Annotated in this window: 14 protein-coding genes and 1 pseudogene; 1 reads left to right on the forward strand and 14 read right to left on the reverse strand. The window is 71.4% G+C overall.

Annotated elements, in window-relative coordinates:
* From AB0D45_RS11365 to AB0D45_RS11375, 3 genes and pseudogenes are all read right to left on the reverse strand, one after another.
* Positions 1-384: pseudogene (locus AB0D45_RS11365) on the reverse strand (ribonuclease E/G); the annotation flags it as partial.
* Positions 385-618: 234 nt separating this feature from the next.
* A complete protein-coding gene (locus tag AB0D45_RS11370) occupies positions 619-1,398 on the reverse strand; it encodes a TIGR03936 family radical SAM-associated protein (protein WP_361601639.1) in 780 nt (259 codons plus the stop codon).
* Between the two features lie 109 nt (positions 1,399-1,507).
* The gene (locus tag AB0D45_RS11375; RefSeq protein WP_362457252.1) at positions 1,508-2,470 is read right to left on the reverse strand and encodes a hypothetical protein; all 963 of its coding nucleotides are present in this window, start codon (positions 2,468-2,470) and stop codon (positions 1,508-1,510) included.
* A 49-nt stretch (positions 2,471-2,519) separates the two neighbouring features.
* Here AB0D45_RS11375 and AB0D45_RS11380 point away from each other — a divergent pair, with 49 nt between their 5' ends.
* Positions 2,520-3,971: a recombinase family protein gene (locus AB0D45_RS11380; RefSeq protein WP_362457255.1), complete on the forward strand. Its 1,452-nt coding sequence runs from the start codon at positions 2,520-2,522 to the stop codon at positions 3,969-3,971.
* Between the two features lie 47 nt (positions 3,972-4,018).
* Here AB0D45_RS11380 and AB0D45_RS11385 read toward each other — a convergent pair whose 3' ends face one another.
* The 11 genes from AB0D45_RS11385 to AB0D45_RS11435 all read right to left on the reverse strand — a co-directional run bounded on the left by AB0D45_RS11385 (position 4,019) and on the right by AB0D45_RS11435 (position 17,762).
* Entirely contained in the window at positions 4,019-5,962 is a 1,944-nt protein-coding gene (locus tag AB0D45_RS11385) for a TIGR03960 family B12-binding radical SAM protein (protein WP_361601648.1), read from the reverse strand.
* 73 nt (positions 5,963-6,035) lie between these two features.
* Positions 6,036-7,556 carry a CYTH and CHAD domain-containing protein gene (locus tag AB0D45_RS11390; protein ID WP_362457258.1) on the reverse strand — a complete coding sequence of 507 codons (1,521 nt, stop codon included), beginning with the start codon at positions 7,554-7,556 and terminating at the stop codon, positions 6,036-6,038.
* A 70-nt stretch (positions 7,557-7,626) separates the two neighbouring features.
* Complete coding sequence (gene rodA, locus AB0D45_RS11395; RefSeq protein ID WP_361601706.1) at positions 7,627-8,826, reverse strand: rod shape-determining protein RodA; 1,200 nt, start codon at positions 8,824-8,826, stop codon at positions 7,627-7,629.
* Between the two features lie 9 nt (positions 8,827-8,835).
* Positions 8,836-11,001: a penicillin-binding protein 2 gene (gene mrdA / locus AB0D45_RS11400; RefSeq protein WP_361601654.1), complete on the reverse strand. Its 2,166-nt coding sequence runs from the start codon at positions 10,999-11,001 to the stop codon at positions 8,836-8,838.
* Between the two features lie 16 nt (positions 11,002-11,017).
* Positions 11,018-11,713, reverse strand: coding sequence for a rod shape-determining protein MreD (mreD, locus tag AB0D45_RS11405; RefSeq protein WP_361601657.1), 696 nt, complete (start codon positions 11,711-11,713; stop codon positions 11,018-11,020).
* A 3-nt stretch (positions 11,714-11,716) separates the two neighbouring features.
* The gene (gene mreC, locus AB0D45_RS11410; RefSeq protein WP_361601660.1) at positions 11,717-12,667 is read right to left on the reverse strand and encodes a rod shape-determining protein MreC; all 951 of its coding nucleotides are present in this window, start codon (positions 12,665-12,667) and stop codon (positions 11,717-11,719) included.
* A gap of 167 nt (positions 12,668-12,834) precedes the next feature.
* On the reverse strand, positions 12,835-13,854 hold the full coding sequence (locus AB0D45_RS11415) for a rod shape-determining protein (protein ID WP_030008578.1): 1,020 nt from the start codon (positions 13,852-13,854) through the stop codon (positions 12,835-12,837).
* Between the two features lie 318 nt (positions 13,855-14,172).
* A complete protein-coding gene (gene ndk, locus AB0D45_RS11420) occupies positions 14,173-14,583 on the reverse strand; it encodes a nucleoside-diphosphate kinase (RefSeq protein WP_125821114.1) in 411 nt (136 codons plus the stop codon).
* A 64-nt stretch (positions 14,584-14,647) separates the two neighbouring features.
* Entirely contained in the window at positions 14,648-15,007 is a 360-nt protein-coding gene (locus AB0D45_RS11425; RefSeq protein WP_361601663.1) for a DUF4233 domain-containing protein, read from the reverse strand.
* 7 nt (positions 15,008-15,014) lie between these two features.
* On the reverse strand, positions 15,015-16,541 hold the full coding sequence (locus tag AB0D45_RS11430; RefSeq protein WP_361601666.1) for a folylpolyglutamate synthase/dihydrofolate synthase family protein: 1,527 nt from the start codon (positions 16,539-16,541) through the stop codon (positions 15,015-15,017).
* Positions 16,542-16,613: 72 nt separating this feature from the next.
* Positions 16,614-17,762 (reverse strand): histidine kinase, encoded by a 1,149-nt coding sequence (locus AB0D45_RS11435; protein ID WP_362457264.1) that lies wholly within the window; start codon positions 17,760-17,762, stop codon positions 16,614-16,616.
* Between the last annotated feature and the right edge of the window lie 60 nt (positions 17,763-17,822).

The raw sequence follows: 17,822 nt of genomic DNA on the forward strand, positions 1-17,822 counted from the left end.
CTCTGCGGGCGCCTCCGGCGCGGACTCGGCAGCGGGGGCGGCGACGGCGCGGGTGGCGCGGCGGCGGGTACGCGGAGCCGGCGCGGCCGGAGCCTCCTCGGCGGCCGGAGCAGCAGCCGGAGCCGACTCCACGACCACCTCGGCGGCCGGAGCGGCCACCGCACGGGTGGCACGACGGCGGGCACGCGGAGCGGGAGCGGCCGGAGCCTCCTCCGCGACGGGCGCGGCGGCGGGAGCGGGAGCGGCCTCTACGGGCGTCTCGGCGACGCCGCCGGGCGGGCCGGCCGGCCGGGATGCCGCGCGGCGACGCCTGCGCGGGGGCAGGTTGTCGCTGGGGCTGCCACTGTCGGCGGCGGGGGTGTTGTCGTTTTCGTTCTCGAGCATGCGGGCGGTTCTCCCGTCACGCTCCCGGGCGCCGCGGCTGACGTCCGGTCCGGCACGGCTCCGCGCGATGGGCGCGGAGCCGGCCTCCGGGGCGCGTTCGCCACACGGGAGCTGTAGTCCATGGCCGCCGGTTCCGTACGTCTTGTCCGTACGGCCTGGCGGAAGTCTTCAGGTCTGTGCGCTGCCCGACCCAGGTGGCTCCCGAGTGCCAGGGCGGCGCGACGACGACGATCCCTACGCGGCGGGACCTTCCGGCGCCTTCGCGTCGGCGTTCACGGCGGCCGTGGGTGGGGCGGCCGTGACAGCTTCGCGGTCGGGCGCGAGCGGGTCGGTCACCGTGCCGGACTCCTCGTCGAAGAGCCCCTGCGCCAGCCTGGTCACCGCTGCGGGGACCGGCGGCGCCAGGTCGGCCACAGCGTGGAGACCGGACAGGACGTCGTCGGGTCGCACGGCAGGTGTCAAATGCCGAACAACCAGCCGCAGTATCGCACAGGCATTGTCCAGCGGCCTATCAGCCTGGGCGGGAACCGCCTCGAGACTGACGACGGCGCCGCGGGTGTCGAAGGTCCGCATGCCGTTCTTGGTCCGGCGCTGCACCTCCACCGTCTCGGCGGCCAGGAAGGACTCCACCGCCCGCGCGGCGTCGGCGGGCTCCACGCCCTCCAGCCGCAGCTCCCACACGGAGGCCGTCAGCCGGTCCGCGAGCCCGGAGGTCCGGGCCTCGACGGCGTCGACGATGTCGAGGCCGACCGGCATGGACTCGTCGAGCAGCTCGCGGAGCTTCTCGGGGTCACGGGCCGCCGCGAGGCCGATCTCCAGGTACTCGGCCTCGCTGCCGGTGCCGGTGGGAGCGGCGTTCGCGTACGAGACGCGGGGGTGGGGGGTGAAGCCGGCCGAGTACGCCATGGGTACCTCGGCGCGGCGCAGGGCGCGCTCGAAGGCGCGCTGGAAGTCTCGGTGACTGGTGAACCGGAGGCGGCCACGCTTGGTGTAGCGCAGTCGGATGCGCTGCACCACCGGTGCGGGAGGCGGGCCTTCGGGCTGTCGCTTGCCCAGTGGTTCTTCTCCTTGTGCGGGGCGTCACGGCTCGCGCGCCGCCCTGAGTCCTGTCGACCCGTCCGGCTCACCCCCGCCGGTTGCGCAGGGAGATCTCGGGAGCGGGTGCCGCGTCGGCGGCTGTCGTACTACCCAGAGTACGCGCCCGTGACCTCGCCGGTTCCACGGGCGGCCCCCCGAACAGCACGCGCCGCACCTCGGCCCGCGCCTCCCGCACCGCGGCGCGGGAGGTACGCCACACCTCGCGCACGGCGTGCCCGACCGGTGTGGCCACCTGCCGGTAGGCCCACGCGGCGGGCCGGGCGACGCAGCCGCGCCACAGCAGGCGCAGCCCGCGGCCGAGGGCGCGGGTGATGCGGCCGGCGATGTGCCAGGCGCCGAGGAGGAGGTGGCCGAGGGGCGTCAGGACGTACCGGTACAGCAGTGCGAGCGGCGGCAGGAGCACGTACCGCCCCACCCAGAGGAGCCCGCGCCCCACGGGGGCCAGGACGTACCGCCACAGACCCACCCAGGGCCAGACGAACACCAGCATGCACAGCCCGCGCACCAGCCACCGCAGCCCGCGCCCCAACGGCGCCAGCACCTCCCGGTACAGCCAGCCGGCGGGCAGCACCACCACGTGCCGCAGCACCCATCCGATCGCGCTCCCGACGGGCACCAGCACGTACCGCCCGAACGCGACGCACAGCCAGGCGGCCGCCGTCCCGAGGGGCCGCAGCAGGTACCGGTGGACCACCGTGGCGACGGGCACGACGAGGTACCGCCACGCCCCAGCCCAGGGCCAGTAGAAGAGGACGAGCAGCAACGGCCGCAGCAGGTGGCGGTACACCCGTACGAGGACCCAGCCGGCGGCCCGCCCCAGCGGCGCGAGCACATGCCGCTGCGCGGCCCGCGCCCCCAGCACGAGCAGGTCCCACACCGCCCGCACCGGCAGCACCACCAGCACGGCCACGATCTTCACCGGCACCCTGACCACCCCGGCCAGACACCCGTCCCCACCCTGCGCGGCCTGCGACTTCTCCATCTGCATGCCGCTAAGGACACCAGAACCGCCCCATCCGTTGCGCCGGCACCCGTCCTTGTCCCTGCCGCGCTTTCCGCCTCGGGCAGGGGAAATGGCACATTGCATCACCCGATATCGATCGGAGAGCAACAACGGGAACGTTTCCGCGTACGGGAGGAAGCTGGAAAATGACGAGCGCCTCCTGCCGGCTGACGCTCCCCGGGCACTCCTCTCGGTGCGGCTCTCCGTACTCACGGAGAGCACGACGTCACCCGCACGCCAGGAACTCGACCTCCGCCTGCTTGCCCGGGAACGGGGCTACCGGGTCGTCGGGGTCGCCCGCGACCTGAACGTCTCCGCCACACGGGTGCCCCCGTGGCGCCGCCCCCAACTCGGGCCGTGGCTCAGGGACAGGGCCCCGGACTTCGACGTACTCCTCTTCTGGAAGATGGACCGGCTCGTGCGGCGGGCAGCCGACCTGACGGCGATGATCAGCTGGTGCATGCGGTTCGGGAAGAACCTGGTCTCCGGGAACGACCCCATCGACCTCTCCACGGAGGCGGGAAAGGAGCTGGCCGCGCTCGTCGGAAGCATCGCCGAAATCGAGGCGGCCAACACCGGAACCCGGGTCGCAAGTCTGTGGAACCACACCAAGACCCAAACGGAGTGGCTCGTAGGCAAACCCGCGTATGGCTACGCCATCGCCCAGGACGCGAAGGGGAGGAGTTTCCTCACCATCGACGAGGCAGCCCGGCGCGTGTTGCAGTGGTGTCACACCAGGGTCGTGCGGGGCGCCTCCGCCCGGCGCCTGGTCAGGGTTCTGGTGCGTGCCGGAGTCTGCGGGCCCGGCCTCACCCCGGCCACACTGCTCCGCAGGCTGCGCCACCCCGCCCTCATGGGGTATCGCGTGGAGGAAGAGAAGAACGGCGGCGTTCGCCGTTCCAGGCTGGTCCTCGGAAGGGACGGCCGCCCGATCCGCGTGGCCGAGGCGATCTTCAGCGAACAGCAGTTCCAGGAGCTGCAATCGGCGCTTGACCGGCGGTCCAAGGCCCAGCCCACCCGCCGGCCGGACGGGGCGACCGTCTTCCTCGGCGTACTCGTGTGCGCGGATTGCCGGACGAACATGACCGCGCACCGGTCGAGGTCCAACACCGGCAAGTACTACGAGTACCTCCGGTGCCGGGCCTGCCCGAAAGGCGGGCAGGGCGCTCCCGATCCGCACACCGTGTACGCGCGGCTCACCGCGGACGTCCTGTCCGCGCTCGGGGACGAACCCGTCCATGTCAGGCGGTACGCGGAGGACGGCTGGGTGCGGATACCCACGGGCCGGTCGTTCCGCCAACACTGGGCCCAGGAGGGAACGGCGACCATGGCTGCTGATCTTCGACGGGCGGGGGTCACGTGCAAGGTCACGAGGACCAAGGTCCGGAAGGTGCGTGCTCCCCGGATCGACATCGAACTCGTCGTGCCCGAGGACGCACCGCGGCGTCTCCTGATCACGACGGACGAGTTCACGGCCCGCCCGTGAAACGCGGATGTCCCCCCGCCTCCCGGCAGGGGGACATCCGCACCACGTCAGGCCTTCGGGGAGTTGCCGCCCACGACACTCAGCGGAAGGAGCTTCTTGCCCGTGGGGCCGATCTGGATTTCCGTCTGGAGAGCAGGACACACGCCGCAGTCGAAGCACGGGGTCCAGCGGCAGTCCTCGACCTCCGTCTCGTCGAGGGCGTCCTGCCAGTCCTCCCAGAGCCAGTCCTTGTCCAGGCCCGAGTCCAGGTGGTCCCAGGGCAGGACCTCCTCGTACGTGCGCTCGCGGGTCGTATACCAGGCTACGTCCACGCCGTACGCCGGCAGGGTCTTCTCCGCCGCGCGCATCCAGCGGTCGTACGAGAAGTGCTCGCGCCAGCCGTCGAAGCGGCCGCCGTCCTCGTAGACCGCGCGGATGACGTCGCCGATGCGGCGGTCGCCGCGCGAGAGGAGGCCCTCCACGATGCCCGGCTTGCCGTCGTGGTAGCGGAAGCCGATCGAGCGGCCGTACTTCTTGTCGCCGCGGATCTTGTCGCGGAGCTTGCCGAGGCGGGCGTCCGTCTCCTCGGCCGACAGCTGCGGGGCCCACTGGAAGGGGGTGTGCGGCTTCGGCACGAACCCGCCGATCGACACCGTGCAGCGGATGTCGTTCTGGCCGGAGACCTCGCGGCCCTTGGCGATGACGTTGACGGCCATGTCGCCGATCTGGAGGACGTCCTCGTCGGTCTCGGTCGGCAGGCCGCACATGAAGTACAGCTTCACCTGGCGCCAGCCGTTGCCGTAGGCGGTGGCGACGGTGCGGATCAGGTCCTCTTCCGAGACCATCTTGTTGATGACCTTGCGCATGCGCTCGGAGCCGCCCTCGGGGGCGAAGGTCAGGCCCGACCGGCGGCCGTTGCGGGTCAGCTCGTTCGCGAGGTCCACGTTGAAGGCGTCCACGCGGGTCGACGGCAGGGACAGGCCCACCTTGTCGTCGCTGTAGCGGTCCGCGAGGCCCTTGGCGATGTCGGCGATCTCGGTGTGGTCCGCGGAGGACAGGGAGAGGAGGCCGACCTCCTCGAAGCCCGTCGCCTTCAGGCCCTTCTCCACCATCTCGCCGATGCCGGTGATGCTTCGCTCCCGCACGGGGCGCGTGATCATGCCGGCCTGGCAGAAACGGCAGCCGCGGGTGCAGCCGCGGAAGATCTCCACGGACATCCGCTCGTGGACGGTCTCGGCGAGCGGGACCAGGGGCTGCTTGGGGTACGGCCACTCGTCGAGGTCCATGACCGTGTGCTTGGAGACGCGCCACGGCACGCCGGAGCGGTTCGGCACCACGCGGCCGATGCGGCCGTCCTCCAGGTACTCGACGTCGTAGAAGCCCGGCACGTAGACGTTGCCGGTCTTCGCGAGGCGCAGCAGGACCTCCTCGCGTCCGCCCGGGCGGCCCTCGGCCTTCCAGGTGCGGATGATCTCGGTCATGTCGAGGACGGCCTGCTCGCCGTCGCCGATGACGGCGCAGTCGATGAAGTCCGCGATCGGCTCGGGGTTGAAGGCCGCGTGGCCGCCCGCGAGGACGATGGGGTGGTCGACGGTGCGGTCCTTGGACTCCAGCGGGATGCCCGCGAGGTCCAGGGCCGTGAGCATGTTGGTGTAGCCCAGCTCCGTGGAGAAGGACAGGCCGAACACGTCGAAGGCGGAGACGGGGCGGTGGCTGTCGACGGTGAACTGGGGCACCTGGTGCTCGCGCATCAGGGCTTCCAGGTCCGGCCACACCGAGTAGGTGCGCTCGGCGAGGACGCCCTCGCGCTCGTTGAGCACCTCGTAGAGGATCATGACGCCCTGGTTGGGCAGGCCCACCTCGTAGGCGTCCGGGTACATGAGCGCCCAGCGGACGTCACACGACTCCCACGGCTTCACGGTGGAGTTGAGCTCACCACCGACGTACTGGATGGGCTTCTGCACATGCGGGAGCAGAGCTTCGAGCTGTGGGAAGACCGACTCGGACATCACGCGACTTTCGTGAAGCGGGCAGGGGGCGACTCTCCAGAGTACCCGAGGCGGGCCGGCCCCCTGCTCGCGATGATCACCCGAGGGCGGAGCGCAGGGCGCGGTCCGAGGCCTCGGCCCAGACGGCCGGGAGGTCGCGTTCGCTGCGTTCCGCCCGGGCCTCCTCGCGGCCGTGGAGGAGTCCCCAGGTGAAGGAGGGTTCGCCGGCGCCGTGGGCCTGGTGGGTCAGGTCGTGCAGGGCGGTGCGGGCGACGACGCTGTCCTGGTGTTCGCCGAGTACGTCCTGGACGGCCTCCATGGCCTTGGCGAGCTTCCTGGCGGGTTTGCCGAGGGCGGGTTCGGCGGCCTCGGCGGCGTAGCGGGCGCGTTTGGCGCCCTTGCGGGCGTCGTGCAGGGCGTGGTCGCGTTCCTGTCCGGGGTCCAGGGAGAGGGCGTGGTCGACGCGGGTGGCGAGCCGGCGGTAGTCGCGCAGGATCGCCTTGGGCAGGGCCTTGGCGGCGGGTTTCGCGGCCTGGGGCAGCAGGGGCGGGTCGGTGAGCAGGGCGTCGAGGGTGTGGAGGAGGGCGAGGTGGCGGGGGTGGTCGAGGGCGGCGAGGGCGCGGCGGCGGGTGGCGGTGCGGCGGGCGCTGTTCCAGGTGCGCAGGCGCTTGTGGACGGGGCCGGCGAGGAGGGGGTGGGGGAGGTCGGCGACCTGTGCGCGGAAGTGCTCGTGGAGGACCTCCCGGTCGCGGTCGGCGCCGAGTTCCTCGCCGAGGCGGCGCAGTTCCTCTCCGATGGGGTCGGTGGCCTCCCGGTCGAGGATCTTGCGGTAGGTCCTGAAGGCGCTGCGCAGGCGGCGGCAGGCGACGCGCATCTGGTGCACGGAGTCGGGCTGGTTGCGCCGTACGCCGGGGTCGTAGGTGATGAGGGTGTCGACCTGTGCGCGCAGGTAGGCGAGGACGTACGCGCCGGCGGTCTCGTCGGCGGGGTCGGGTGCGGGGCGGGCGGGGGGTTCCTTGCCGGTCTCGGCGAGGGCGCGGGCGAGTTTGGAGGGGGCGTCGGAGACCTTGAGCCCGGCCTTCTCGAAGGTCTTTTCGACGGCGTCGAGGAGGGCCGGGTCGCTGCCGTCGGCGAGTTCCACCTCGACCTCGGTCCAGGTGGCGGTGGTGCCGTCGCGTTCAGCGGTGACGGCGTCGGTGCTGAGTTCGGCGAGCAGCAATCCGCCGGCGTCGAGGAGGTGGCTGGTGCGCCGGGAGGAGAGCAGCCGGACCTGGGGTTCCAGGGGGGCGTCGCGGACGCGGGAGCGGACGAGGACGGCGAGGGGGCCGGGGACGGTGTTGCTGAGGGCGGCGGAGACCTCGTCGCGGGTGCCGGGGGCGACGGGGAGTTTGAGGTGCCAGCCGGCGTCCTTGCCGCCGGTGCGGCGGCGCAGGGTGAGGCCGTCGGCGGCGAGCCGTTGGTCGGGGGTGTCGTAGTAGACGGCGTCGAGGTCGGCGACGCCCCGGTCGACGACGGTGGCGATGCCGGCCGTGCCGGTCAGGTCGGGTACTCCGCGCTGCTCCGCGCCGGGCTTCGTGAACTCGAATTTCCGCTCGATTTCGCGTTTCGTGTCCGCCATGGGTCGAATCTAGTCCTGAACGGTTCGCGGCGCGGGGGTGAGCGGCGGATTCCGCCACCCCCGGGCCGGGTCACGCGGACAGGGGGCGCTGGACCTTGATCGACTGGAGCAGTCCGACGGCCACCCAGACGGCGAACATCGACGAGCCCCCGTAGGAGACGAACGGCAGCGGCAGTCCGGCCACCGGCATGATCCCCAGGTTCATCCCGACGTTCTCGAAGGCCTGGAAGGCGAACCAGGCGATGATGCCGGCGGCCACGATGGTGCCGTACAGCTCGGTGGTGGCGCGGGCGATGATGCAGGCGCGCCACAGGACGACGCCGAGCAGGCCGAGGATGATGATGCCGCCGACGAAGCCGAGTTCCTCCCCGGCGACGGTGAACACGAAGTCGGTCTGCTGCTCCGGTACGAACTGGCCGGTGGTCTGCGGGCCCTTGAACAGGCCGGAGCCCGTGAGGCCGCCGCCGCCGATCGCGATGCGGGCCTGGTTGGTGTTGTAGCCGGCGCCGGCGGGGTCGAGCTCGGGGTTGGCGAAGGCGGCGAAGCGGTTGATCTGGTACTGGTCGAGGACGCCCAGCTGCCAGATCAGGATGGCGCCGGCCGTCCCGGCGCCGATCAGCCCGAGCACCCAGCGGTTGGAGGCGCCGGAGGCGAGCAGCACGCCCAGCACGATCACGACCATCACCATGACGGAGCCGAGGTCGGGCATGAGCATCACGACGCCCATGGGCGCGGCGGCCAGGCACAGCGCCTTGACCACGGTCCGGTGCTCGGGATGCTCGAGGTCGCCCGCGTCCACCCGGGCCGCCAGCAGCATCGCCATCACGAGGATGATCGTGACCTTGACGAACTCCGAGGGCTGGAGCGAGAAGCCGCCGCCGATGACGATCCAGGCGTGGGCGCCGTTGATGGTGGCGCCGAGCGGGGTGAGCACGGCCGCGACGAGCACGATCGAGAGCCCGTAGAGGACCGGGACCGCGCCGCGCAGGTTGCGGTGGCCGAGGAGGACCGTACCGAGCATCAGCAGGAGGCCGATGCCGGTGTTGAGCAGGTGGCGCCAGAGGAAGTACTGCGGGTCGCCCTGGTTGAGGGTGTCGCGGTGGCGGGTCGCGGACCACACGAGCAGGGCGCCGATCAGTGACAGGGCGAGCGCCGACAGCAGTATCGGCCAGTCGAGGCGGCGCAGGACCGAGTCCCGGGCCGTCAGCCGGGCGAGCGGTCCCTTCCGGGGTGCGTACCGGGACACGGAGAACTTGTTGGCGGTCTGCATCATCACGTCTCAGTCATGCCGCAGGGGCGGCGGGCCGGCGAGCGCGGGCGGCGCCAGCTCCTCCGGGGACGGGGGCACGTACGGCTTGATCTCGGGGGCGTCGATGGTGCCGTCGGGGTGGACGGTGGGGAGTTTCGTCTCCGGCTTGGGCAGGAGGGCCTTGCCGGTCTCCTTGCCGTCCATGGTGAAGCCGTACATGGCGTTGTAGATGTTGCGCACGGCGGGGCCCGAGGCGCCGGAGCCGGTGCCGCCCTGGGAGATCGTCATCACGATGGTGAAGTCGTCGGTGTAGGTCGCGAGCCAGGAGGTGGTCTGCTTGCCGTAGACCTGGGCGGTGCCGGTCTTGGCCCGCATCGGGACCTTGTCGAGCGGCCAGCCGATGAACCGCCAGGCGGCGGTGCCGCCTGGTTCGACGACGGAGCGCAGGCCCCGGTCGAGGTCGCCGATGGTCTTGGCGTCGATGGGCAGTTTGCCGTGGGGCGTGGGCCTGATCTCCTCGATCCTGCCTTCGGGGCTGATCACGGCCTTGCCGACGGTGGGGTTGTAGAGGGTGCCGCCGTTGCTGATGGCGGCGTAGGCGGTGGCCATCTGGATGGGGGTGACGAGGACGTCGCCCTGGCCGATGGCGAAGTTGATGCTGTCGTAGGCCTTGAGCTGGTTGCCTTCGAGGCAGCTCTCGTAGGCGATCTGCTCGACGTAGGTGCCGCCCTTCTTGCCCTGCTTGCACCAGGAGTCCTTGTTGGCCTCCCAGAAGCTCTGCTTCCAGTGGCGGTCGGGGATGCGGCCGGTGACCTCGTTGGGCAGGTCGATGTGGGTCTCGGAGCCGAGTCCGAACTCGCGGGCGGTGCGGTAGAACCAGTCGTGGGCGTCCTTCTTGGGTTCGAGGCCGCCGTCGCGCTGCCATTCCTTGTGGCCGAGGGCGTAGAAGACGGTGTTGCAGGAGAACTTGAGGGCGTCGCCGAGGGTGATGGGGCCGTGCCCCTTGGACTCGAAGTTCGCGAAGCTGCGGCCGCCCATGTTGTAGGAGGCGCTGCAGTTGTACTTGTCGTCGAAGCCGTAGCCGGCGCGCACGGCGGCGCTCGCGGAGACGACCTTGAAGATGGAGCCCGCGGGGGCCTGGCCCTGGATGGCCCGGTTGAGCAGCGGGTAGTTGGAGTTCTTGCTGGTGAGCTTGGCGTAGTCCTGGCCGGAGATGCCGCCGACCCAGGCGTTGGGGTCGTAGTCGGGCTGGGAGGCCATGGCGACGACGCGGCCGGTCTTGGTCTCCATGACGACGACGGCGCCCGAGTCGGCCTCGTACTTGCGGCCGGTGATGTTGTCGGTCTCGTTGCGGACGGTCTTCATCGCCTGCTGGAGCTCGTACTCGGCGACGGCCTGGACGCGGGCGTCGATGCTGGTGACGAGGGTGGATCCGGCGACGCCCGGGTCGGACTTGGTCTCGCCCATGACGCGGCCGAGGTTGTCGACCTCGTAGGAGGTGACCTGTGCCTTGCCGCGCAGCTGCTTGTCGTACGTGCGCTCGATGCCGGAGCGGCCGACCTGGTCGGAGCGCAGGTGCGGCGAGTCGGTGTCCTTGGCCTTCTGGATCTCCTCGTCGGTGACGGGCGAGAGGTAGCCGAGGACCTGCGCGGTGCGGGCCGCGCCGGGCGCGGGGTAGCGGCGTACGGCGGTGGGTTCGGCGGTGATGCCGGGGAAGTCCTCGGGGCGTTCGCGGATCTGGAGGGCCTGCTGGGTGGTGGCCTCCATGGTGACGGGGATGGGCTGGTAGGGGGAGCCGTTCCAGCAGGGCTTGGGGGTCTGGGAGTCGCAGAGCCGGACCTTGTCCATGACGTCCTGCGGCTTCATGTCCAGGACGCCGGCGAGGCGGGTCAGGACGGCTTTGCCCCTGTCCTTTATCCGCATCAGCTCGGTGCGGGACGCGGAGACCACCAGGCGGGTCTCGTTGTCGGCGAGCGGGACGCCGCGGGCGTCCAGGACGGAGCCGCGCACGGCGGGCTGGACCACGCGCTGGACGTGGTTGTTCCTGGCCGCGTCGGCGTACTCGTGGCCGTTGCGGATCTGGAGGTACCAGAGCCGGCCGCCGAGGGTGAACAGCAGGGAGAAGACGAGGATCTGGATGATGACGAGCCGGATCTGCACCCGGGGGGTGCGGCCGGTCTCGGGAATGTTGGTCATGCCTGGTGCTCCCCCGTCACAGCTTCCTGACGTTCTTCACGCCTTTGACGCCCTTTATGCGGCCGGCCCGGTTGGCGCGGCCGACCGACGCCCGCAGCCGCAGGCCGCCGCGCTGGCTGCCGACCCTGAGTCCGGTGCCGCCGGCCAGCCAGCCGGAGGACACGTCGGTGCCCTGCGGCGGGCCGCCGCCGGCTTCGACGGCCATCGGGTCGTTCTCGGCGCGCCGGGCCAGGGCCATGATGAACGGCACCGTGAACGGGGCCAGCAGCAGGTCGTACAGGACGGCGGTGAACAGCAGCCCGCCGAGCCCGACGTGGCGTTCGGCGGTGTCGCCGACCAGGGCGCCCACCGCGACGTACAGCAGGATCGAGCCGACGGCGGCGGCGAGCACGGTGAGCATCGGGCCCCACAGCGAGCGGAACCGGCCGTTGTCGGGGCGGGCCAGGCCGACGAGGTAGCCGATGATGCACAGCACCAGGGCGTAGCGGCCGGCCGCGTGGTCGGCGGGCGGGGACAGGTCGGCGAGGAGTCCGGCGCCGAAGCCGAGGACGGCGCCGGAGGTCGGCCCGTACACCAGGGACAGGGCGACGACGGTGAGGAGCATCAGGTCGGGGACGGCGCCGGGGAGCTGGAGCCGTCCCAGGACGGTGACCTGGAGGACGAGGGCGACCACGACGAGGGTGGCGGAGAGCAGGATCCGGTTGAAGCGCATGGCTCAGCGTTCCTCCTCGTCCGCGGGCCGGCCGGAGACGCTCGGGGAGGGCGTGACCGTGACGGTGACCGTCGGCGTGGGCTTCGGGGGTTCGGGCTTGGGCGGCAGGACGGTGTCGCGCGGGTCGTCGCGGGGCGGCATCACGACCACGCCGACGATGTCGAGGCGGGAGAAGCCGACGAACGGGCGGACGTGCACGGTGCGGGTGAGGCCGCCGCCGGAGGGGTCGACGCGGACGACCTCGCCGAGCGGGACCCCGGGTACGAAGGGCTTGTTGGCGCGGGAGCCGAAGGTGACCAGGCGGTCGCCGGGGCTGATCTTCGCGCGGCCGTTGAGCATCTGGACGGACAGGGCGCGGTCGCCCTGGCCGGTGGCGAAGCCCAGTTCACCGGTCTTCTCCAGGCGGGTGCCGACGGTGAAGTCGGGGTCGTTGGCGAGCAGCACGGTGGCGGTGTCGGGGCCGACGGTGGTGACGCGGCCGACGAGGCCGTCCCCGTTGAGGACGGTCATGTCGCGCTCGATGCCGTCCTTGCTGCCGGCGTCGATGGTGACGGTCCAGGAGAAGCCCTGGGCGGCTCCTATGGCGATGACCTCCGCGCCCTTGATGCCGTACTGTCCGGCGCCGGCCCGCTTGAGCATCTCGTCGAGCTCGCGGATGCGGCTCTTGGTGCGGTCGTCGCTGCCCAGCCTGGTCTTCAGGAGCGCGTTCTCGCGCTCCAGCGTGGTGATCCGGTTGTGGCGCTCGTCGGAGTCCCGTACGGCCCCTATGGCGTGGGCGACCGGGTCCACCGCGGTCGCGACGCCCTCCTCGACCGGTCCCAGGACCGCTGCCGCGGCCCTGCGGGCCCCGTCGACCGGTGACTCCTCACCCGCTCTGATGTCCACCGTGATCAATGCGAACGCGATGGCGATCAGCAGCACCAGGAGCAGCCGGCTCTCTCGTGTGTCCCTCACGTGCGGCGGCCGTGCCTTCCTCGTAGAAAACCCGTGCGGCGGAGCTGCTCCGGCGGAGCCGGGGCCGCGCCGGACTGTGCCTGTATATCAACGATCCGCCGTACCGGCGCGGTAGCACCCGTACGGCGGATCCTTGTGTTCCGCATGCCCCGTTCGCGGGGATTCGATCACCGCCGGGGCTGGGCGTCCAGGACCTGCTGGAGGGCTTCGAACTCCTCTACGCACTTGCCGGAGCCGAGGGCCACGGAGTCGAGGGGGTCCTCGGCGATGTGGATCGGCATGCCCGTCTCGCGGCGCAGCCGCTCGTCCAGGCCGCGCAGCAGGGCGCCGCCGCCGGTGAGCACGATGCCGCGGTCCATGATGTCGCCGGAGAGTTCCGGCGGGCACTTGTCGAGCGTGGTCTTGACGGCGTCGACGATGGAGTTGACCGGCTCCTCGATGGCCTTGCGCACCTCGGCGGCGGAGATGACCACGGTCTTCGGGAGGCCGGAGACGAGGTCGCGGCCGCGGATCTCGGTGTGCTCGTCCTTGTCGAGGTCGTACGCCGACCCGATGGTGATCTTGATCTGTTCGGCGGTGCGTTCGCCGAGGAGGAGCGAGTACTCCTTCTTGATGTGCTGGATGATCGCGTTGTCCAGCTCGTCGCCGGCCACCCGGATGGACTGCGCCGTGACGATTCCGCCGAGGGAGATGACGGCGACCTCGGTGGTGCCGCCGCCAATGTCCACGACCATGTTGCCGGTGGCCTCGTGGACGGGCAGGCCCGAGCCGATGGCGGCGGCCATGGGCTCCTCGATGATGTGCACCTGACGTGCGCCGGCCTGCGTGGACGCCTCGATGACGGCGCGCCGCTCCACTCCGGTGATGCCGGAGGGCACGCAGACCACGACGCGAGGGCGCGCCAGGTAGCGACGCTTGTGGATCTTGAGGATGAAGTACCGGAGCATGCGCTCGGTGATCTCGAAGTCGGCGATCACGCCGTCCTTGAGGGGGCGTACGGCGACGATGTTGCCGGGTGTCCGGCCGATCATCTTCTTCGCCTCGGAGCCGACGGCCAGGATCCCACCGGTGTTCGTGTTGATGGCGACCACGGACGGCTCGTTCAGAACGATTCCCCGGCCCCTCACGTACACCAGCGTGTTGGCGGTCCCGAGGTCGATCGCCATGTCACGGCCGATGAACGACATGTTGTTCCCCTTGTTCCCCATGAGGAGCGTCTGGCCTTCCAGTTGATAGCGGCTGCTGTCAGGTCGGCGAGGTGGGTGTGGTGGGTGGAGGCCCCATCGTAGTGCCGTGGGTACCGACACCGCGCGACGGGACTCCGGCGATCCCGCCGGAACGGAAACCCGCCCCCTTAGTGGTGACGACCAGTCCTTGCCATGCGTTCCCGGCCGGTGTCCGCAATACCGAAGGGCGACCGAAATTACTTCGGTCGCCCCAGGTCGTGAGCGCTATTCGGCTGATGTCTCGTCAGTGAAGAGTGCTCGTGGAATATGCGAGGAAGCTCAGAGAGCCGGGAAGAACAGCTTCAGCTCGCGCTCCGCGGACTCCTCGGAATCCGAGGCGTGGATCAGGTTCTCCCGGACGATCGTGCCGAAGTCCCCCCGGATGGACCCGGGCGCGGCGGCGATCGGGTCGGTGGGTCCGGCCAGCTGGCGGACACCCTCGATCGCGCGTTCCCCTTCCACGACCAGGACGACGACCGGACCGCTCGCCATGAACCCCATCAGGGGCTCGTAGAAGGGCTTGCCCTTGTGCTCCCCGTAGTGCGCCTCCAGGGTCTCCGCGTCCAGCGTGCGCAGCTCCATCGCGGGAATGGTCCAGCCGGCCTTCCGCTCGATGCGGCCGATGATCTCGCCGACCAGGCCGCGCCTGACGGCGTCCGGCTTGAGGATGACGAGCGTGCGCTGGGTCATGTGAAAACTCCTTGCGGCAAACGGGTGCGGTGCGACGAATCTACAGGGCCGGAACGGTGAACCGTCACGCAGCGTCAGGAGCGGCGGCCTCCGCCTGCCGGGCGGCCCAGCTCGCCTTGATCGCGTCGATCTTGCGGCCGTAGTGCACCGAGCACCACCACAGGCCCGCGAAGACCGCGCCCAGGAAGAACATCGTCGGGACCACGAAACCGCTCGCGATCAGCCCGATCTGCAGCGCCCAGCCGAGCTGCACCGCGCCGGGGCGCGACAGCATCCCGCACAGCAGCACCGACACCAGCATCGTCACACCGCAGACCGTCCACACCTGGGCCTGGGTCAGGTCCGGGTTCTTCATGGCCACCAGGCCCGCGAAGCCGACGATGAAGAATTCACCGATCAGCGTGCTCGCGCAGAGCGTGCGCATCGATCCCTCAGCCCTTCTTGAACAGCAGGCGGGCCTCGCCCACCGTGATCACGGAACCGGTCACCAGGACGCCGGCCCCTCCGTATTCGGCCTCTTCCTCCGCAAGGGTGACGGCCGCCTCCAGCGCGTCGTCCAGCCGCGGTTCCACCTGCACCCGGTCCGGGCCGAAGACCTCCACCGCGATCGCCGCCAGCTCGTCGGCGCCCATCGCCCGGTGGCTGGTGTTCTCGGTGACCACGACCTCCGCGAAGATCGGCTCGAAGGCCTCGAAGACGCCCTTGACGTCCTTGCCCTCGCTCGCGGCCACGACGCCGATCAGCCGGCTGAAGCCGAAGGCCTCGGTGACCGCCTCGGCGGTCACCCGCGCCCCCGCCGGGTTGTGCGCGGCGTCCAGGACCACCGTCGGGCTGCGGCGCACGACCTCCATGCGGCCCGGCGAGGTCACCGAGGCGAAGGCCCGGCGGACCGTGTCCGCGTCCAGCTCGCGCGCGTGGTCCCCGCCGACCCCGAAGAAGGCCTCCACGGCGGCCAGCGCGACCGCCGCGTTGTGCGCCATGTGGGCCCCGTACAGCGGCAGGAAGATGCCGTCGTACTCGCCGCCCATCCCGCGCAGGGTCAGCATCTGGCCGCCGACCGCCACCTCGCGCGCGACGACGCCGAACTCCATGCCCTCGCGGGCCACCGTCGCGTCGACCTCCACGGCCCGCTTCAGCAGCACCTGCGCGGCGTCCACCGGCTGCTGCGCCAGGATCACGGTGGCGCCCTGCTTGACGATGCCGCCCTTCTCCTGCGCGATCTCGCCGGGGGTGGAGCCGAGCCGGTCCGTGTGGTCCAGGCTGATCGGGGTGATCACCGCGACCGTCCCGTCGATCACGTTCGTGGCGTCCCAGCTGCCGCCCATGCCGACCTCGACGACGGCCACGTCGACCGGCGCGTCCGCGAAGGCCGCGTAGGCCATCCCGGTGAGCACCTCGAAGAAGGACAGCCGGTACTCCTCGGCGGCGTCGACCATCTCCACGTACGGCTTGATGTCGTGGTACGTCTCGACGAAGCGCTCGGCGCTGATCGGCGCCCCGTCCAGGCTGATCCGCTCGGTCACCGACTGCACGTGCGGGCTGGTGTAGCGGCCCGTGCGCAGGTCGAAGGCGTTCAGCAGGGCCTCGATCATGCGGGCCGTGCTGGTCTTGCCGTTGGTGCCGGTCACGTGGATGGACGGGTACGCGCGCTGCGGCTCGCCCAGGACGTCCATCAGCGCGGCGATGCGGCTGACGGACGGCTCCAGCTTGGTCTCGCCCCAGCGGGTGGCGAGCTCCTGCTCCACCTCCAGCAGCGCCTTCGCCACCTCCGGATCCTCGGGGCGGGACGGCACGGGGTCACCCGACGGCGGCCCGGCCTGGGCGCGCAGGGTGCGGCTGCCGGCCTCGATCACCGCCAGGTCGGGGTCGCGGTCGGACTCTTCCGCCACGATCTGGTCGAACTCGTCGAAGGTACCGTCGCGGTCGCGGTCGTGGCTCTCGGGCTGCTGCTCACTCACGGGGTCCAGTCTACGGACGAGGGCCCGCGGACTTCCGGCCCGGCCGTTCCGGGACTTCCGGCACGCCCGCGATCAGCCGCGCGGCAGCGTCGCCACGACCTCGTACGCGTGCGGCGTCCGCGTCGCCGTCAGCGTGCCGCCCAGGCTGCGCACCCGCTCCGCCATGCTCGCCGTACCCGAGCCCGCCGACACCGGGGCCCGGTCCGGGGCGCCGGCCGGCAGGCCGTTGCCGACGGCGATGCGCACGTGCGGGCCGTCCACGCGAACCGACACGTCGATGGTCTCGCCGCGCGCGTGCTTGGCCGCGTTGGTCAGGCACTCCTGCACCACCCGGTAGACCGCCGCCTGCCGCAGCGGCGACAGGGCGTGCGCCTGCGGGTCCATCGCCAGCCGGACGGGCGACCCGGCCCGCCCGCTCTGCTCCGCCAGCGCCGCCAGCCCGTCCACACCGGGGGTCGCGGCACGCTCCCCGCGCTGGACGATGATCTCGTTCAGCAGCAGGTGGGCCCGCCGGGCGGTGTCCGACAGCTCCTCGAAGTCCTTCGCGTACGGCGTGTCGCGCGCCCGCACCGACAGCACCTCCGAGCGCACCGTCAGCAGCGTCAGCTCCCGCCCGACGAAGTCGTGGACGTCGCGGGCGACCGAGGTCCGCTCCTGCTGCACGGCGCTCAGCACCGCCGTCTCGGCCCGCCGCGCCTCCAGCTCGCACACCAGGTCGTGCCGGTAGGCGGCGATCCCGACGGCGGAGGCGAGCACCCCGATCGGCACCACCAGGCTGAGGAAGGCACTGAGCGTCTCGGCCCGCGGCTCCGGCCAGCCCGGCACGCTGAACACCGCCAGCGCGAAGGCCACGTACCCGGCGGTGGCCAGGACCGCGGCGCGGCGCCCCCGGTACCGGCCGACGGAGTACAGCGCGAACTGGATCAGGGTCAGCTCGTGCAGCCAGCCGATGAACAGCAGCGCCGTCAGGTACGCCGCCCAGGGCATCCGGCGCCGGACCAGCAGCGCCGAACAGCCCACGGTGAGCACGGCGGCGGCGCCCGCGCCGCTCAGGGAGTTGTCGGCGGCCGCCAGCCCGGGCAGGTCCAGCGCCATCAGCCCCAGGCAGCTCAGCGCCGTGAGGACGTCCTGCGCCCGGGGCGACGCGCCCCGGGTCCCGGCCATCCGGCGGCCGCGGGCCAGGGCCCGGTGGAACGCCGAGAGGGCGGGCTTGACGTGCATTCCCCCATCATCCGTGGTCGTCCCCCGGGTTCGGATCGGGGGGTGGGACACACCCGGTGA

Source organism: Streptomyces sp. NPDC048352 (assembly GCF_040651895.1).
Lineage (GTDB): Bacteria > Actinomycetota > Actinomycetes > Streptomycetales > Streptomycetaceae > Streptomyces.

Excerpts from the sequence above, each read along its gene's own strand:
- mreD (WP_361601657.1), bottom strand. The coding sequence starts at position 11,713 with ATGCGCTTCAACCGGATCCTGCTCTCCGCCACCCTCGTCGTGGTCGCC.
- AB0D45_RS11415 (WP_030008578.1), bottom strand. The coding sequence starts at position 13,854 with ATGTCGTTCATCGGCCGTGACATGGCGATCGACCTCGGGACCGCCAAC.
- AB0D45_RS11375 (WP_362457252.1), bottom strand. The coding sequence starts at position 2,470 with ATGCAGATGGAGAAGTCGCAGGCCGCGCAGGGTGGGGACGGGTGTCTG.
- ndk (WP_125821114.1), bottom strand. The coding sequence starts at position 14,583 with ATGACCCAGCGCACGCTCGTCATCCTCAAGCCGGACGCCGTCAGGCGC.
- mrdA (WP_361601654.1), bottom strand. The coding sequence starts at position 11,001 with ATGACCAACATTCCCGAGACCGGCCGCACCCCCCGGGTGCAGATCCGG.
- rodA (WP_361601706.1), bottom strand. The coding sequence starts at position 8,826 with ATGCAGACCGCCAACAAGTTCTCCGTGTCCCGGTACGCACCCCGGAAG.
- AB0D45_RS11425 (WP_361601663.1), bottom strand. The coding sequence starts at position 15,007 with ATGCGCACGCTCTGCGCGAGCACGCTGATCGGTGAATTCTTCATCGTC.
- AB0D45_RS11435 (WP_362457264.1), bottom strand. The coding sequence starts at position 17,762 with ATGCACGTCAAGCCCGCCCTCTCGGCGTTCCACCGGGCCCTGGCCCGC.
- AB0D45_RS11390 (WP_362457258.1), bottom strand. The coding sequence starts at position 7,556 with ATGGCGGACACGAAACGCGAAATCGAGCGGAAATTCGAGTTCACGAAG.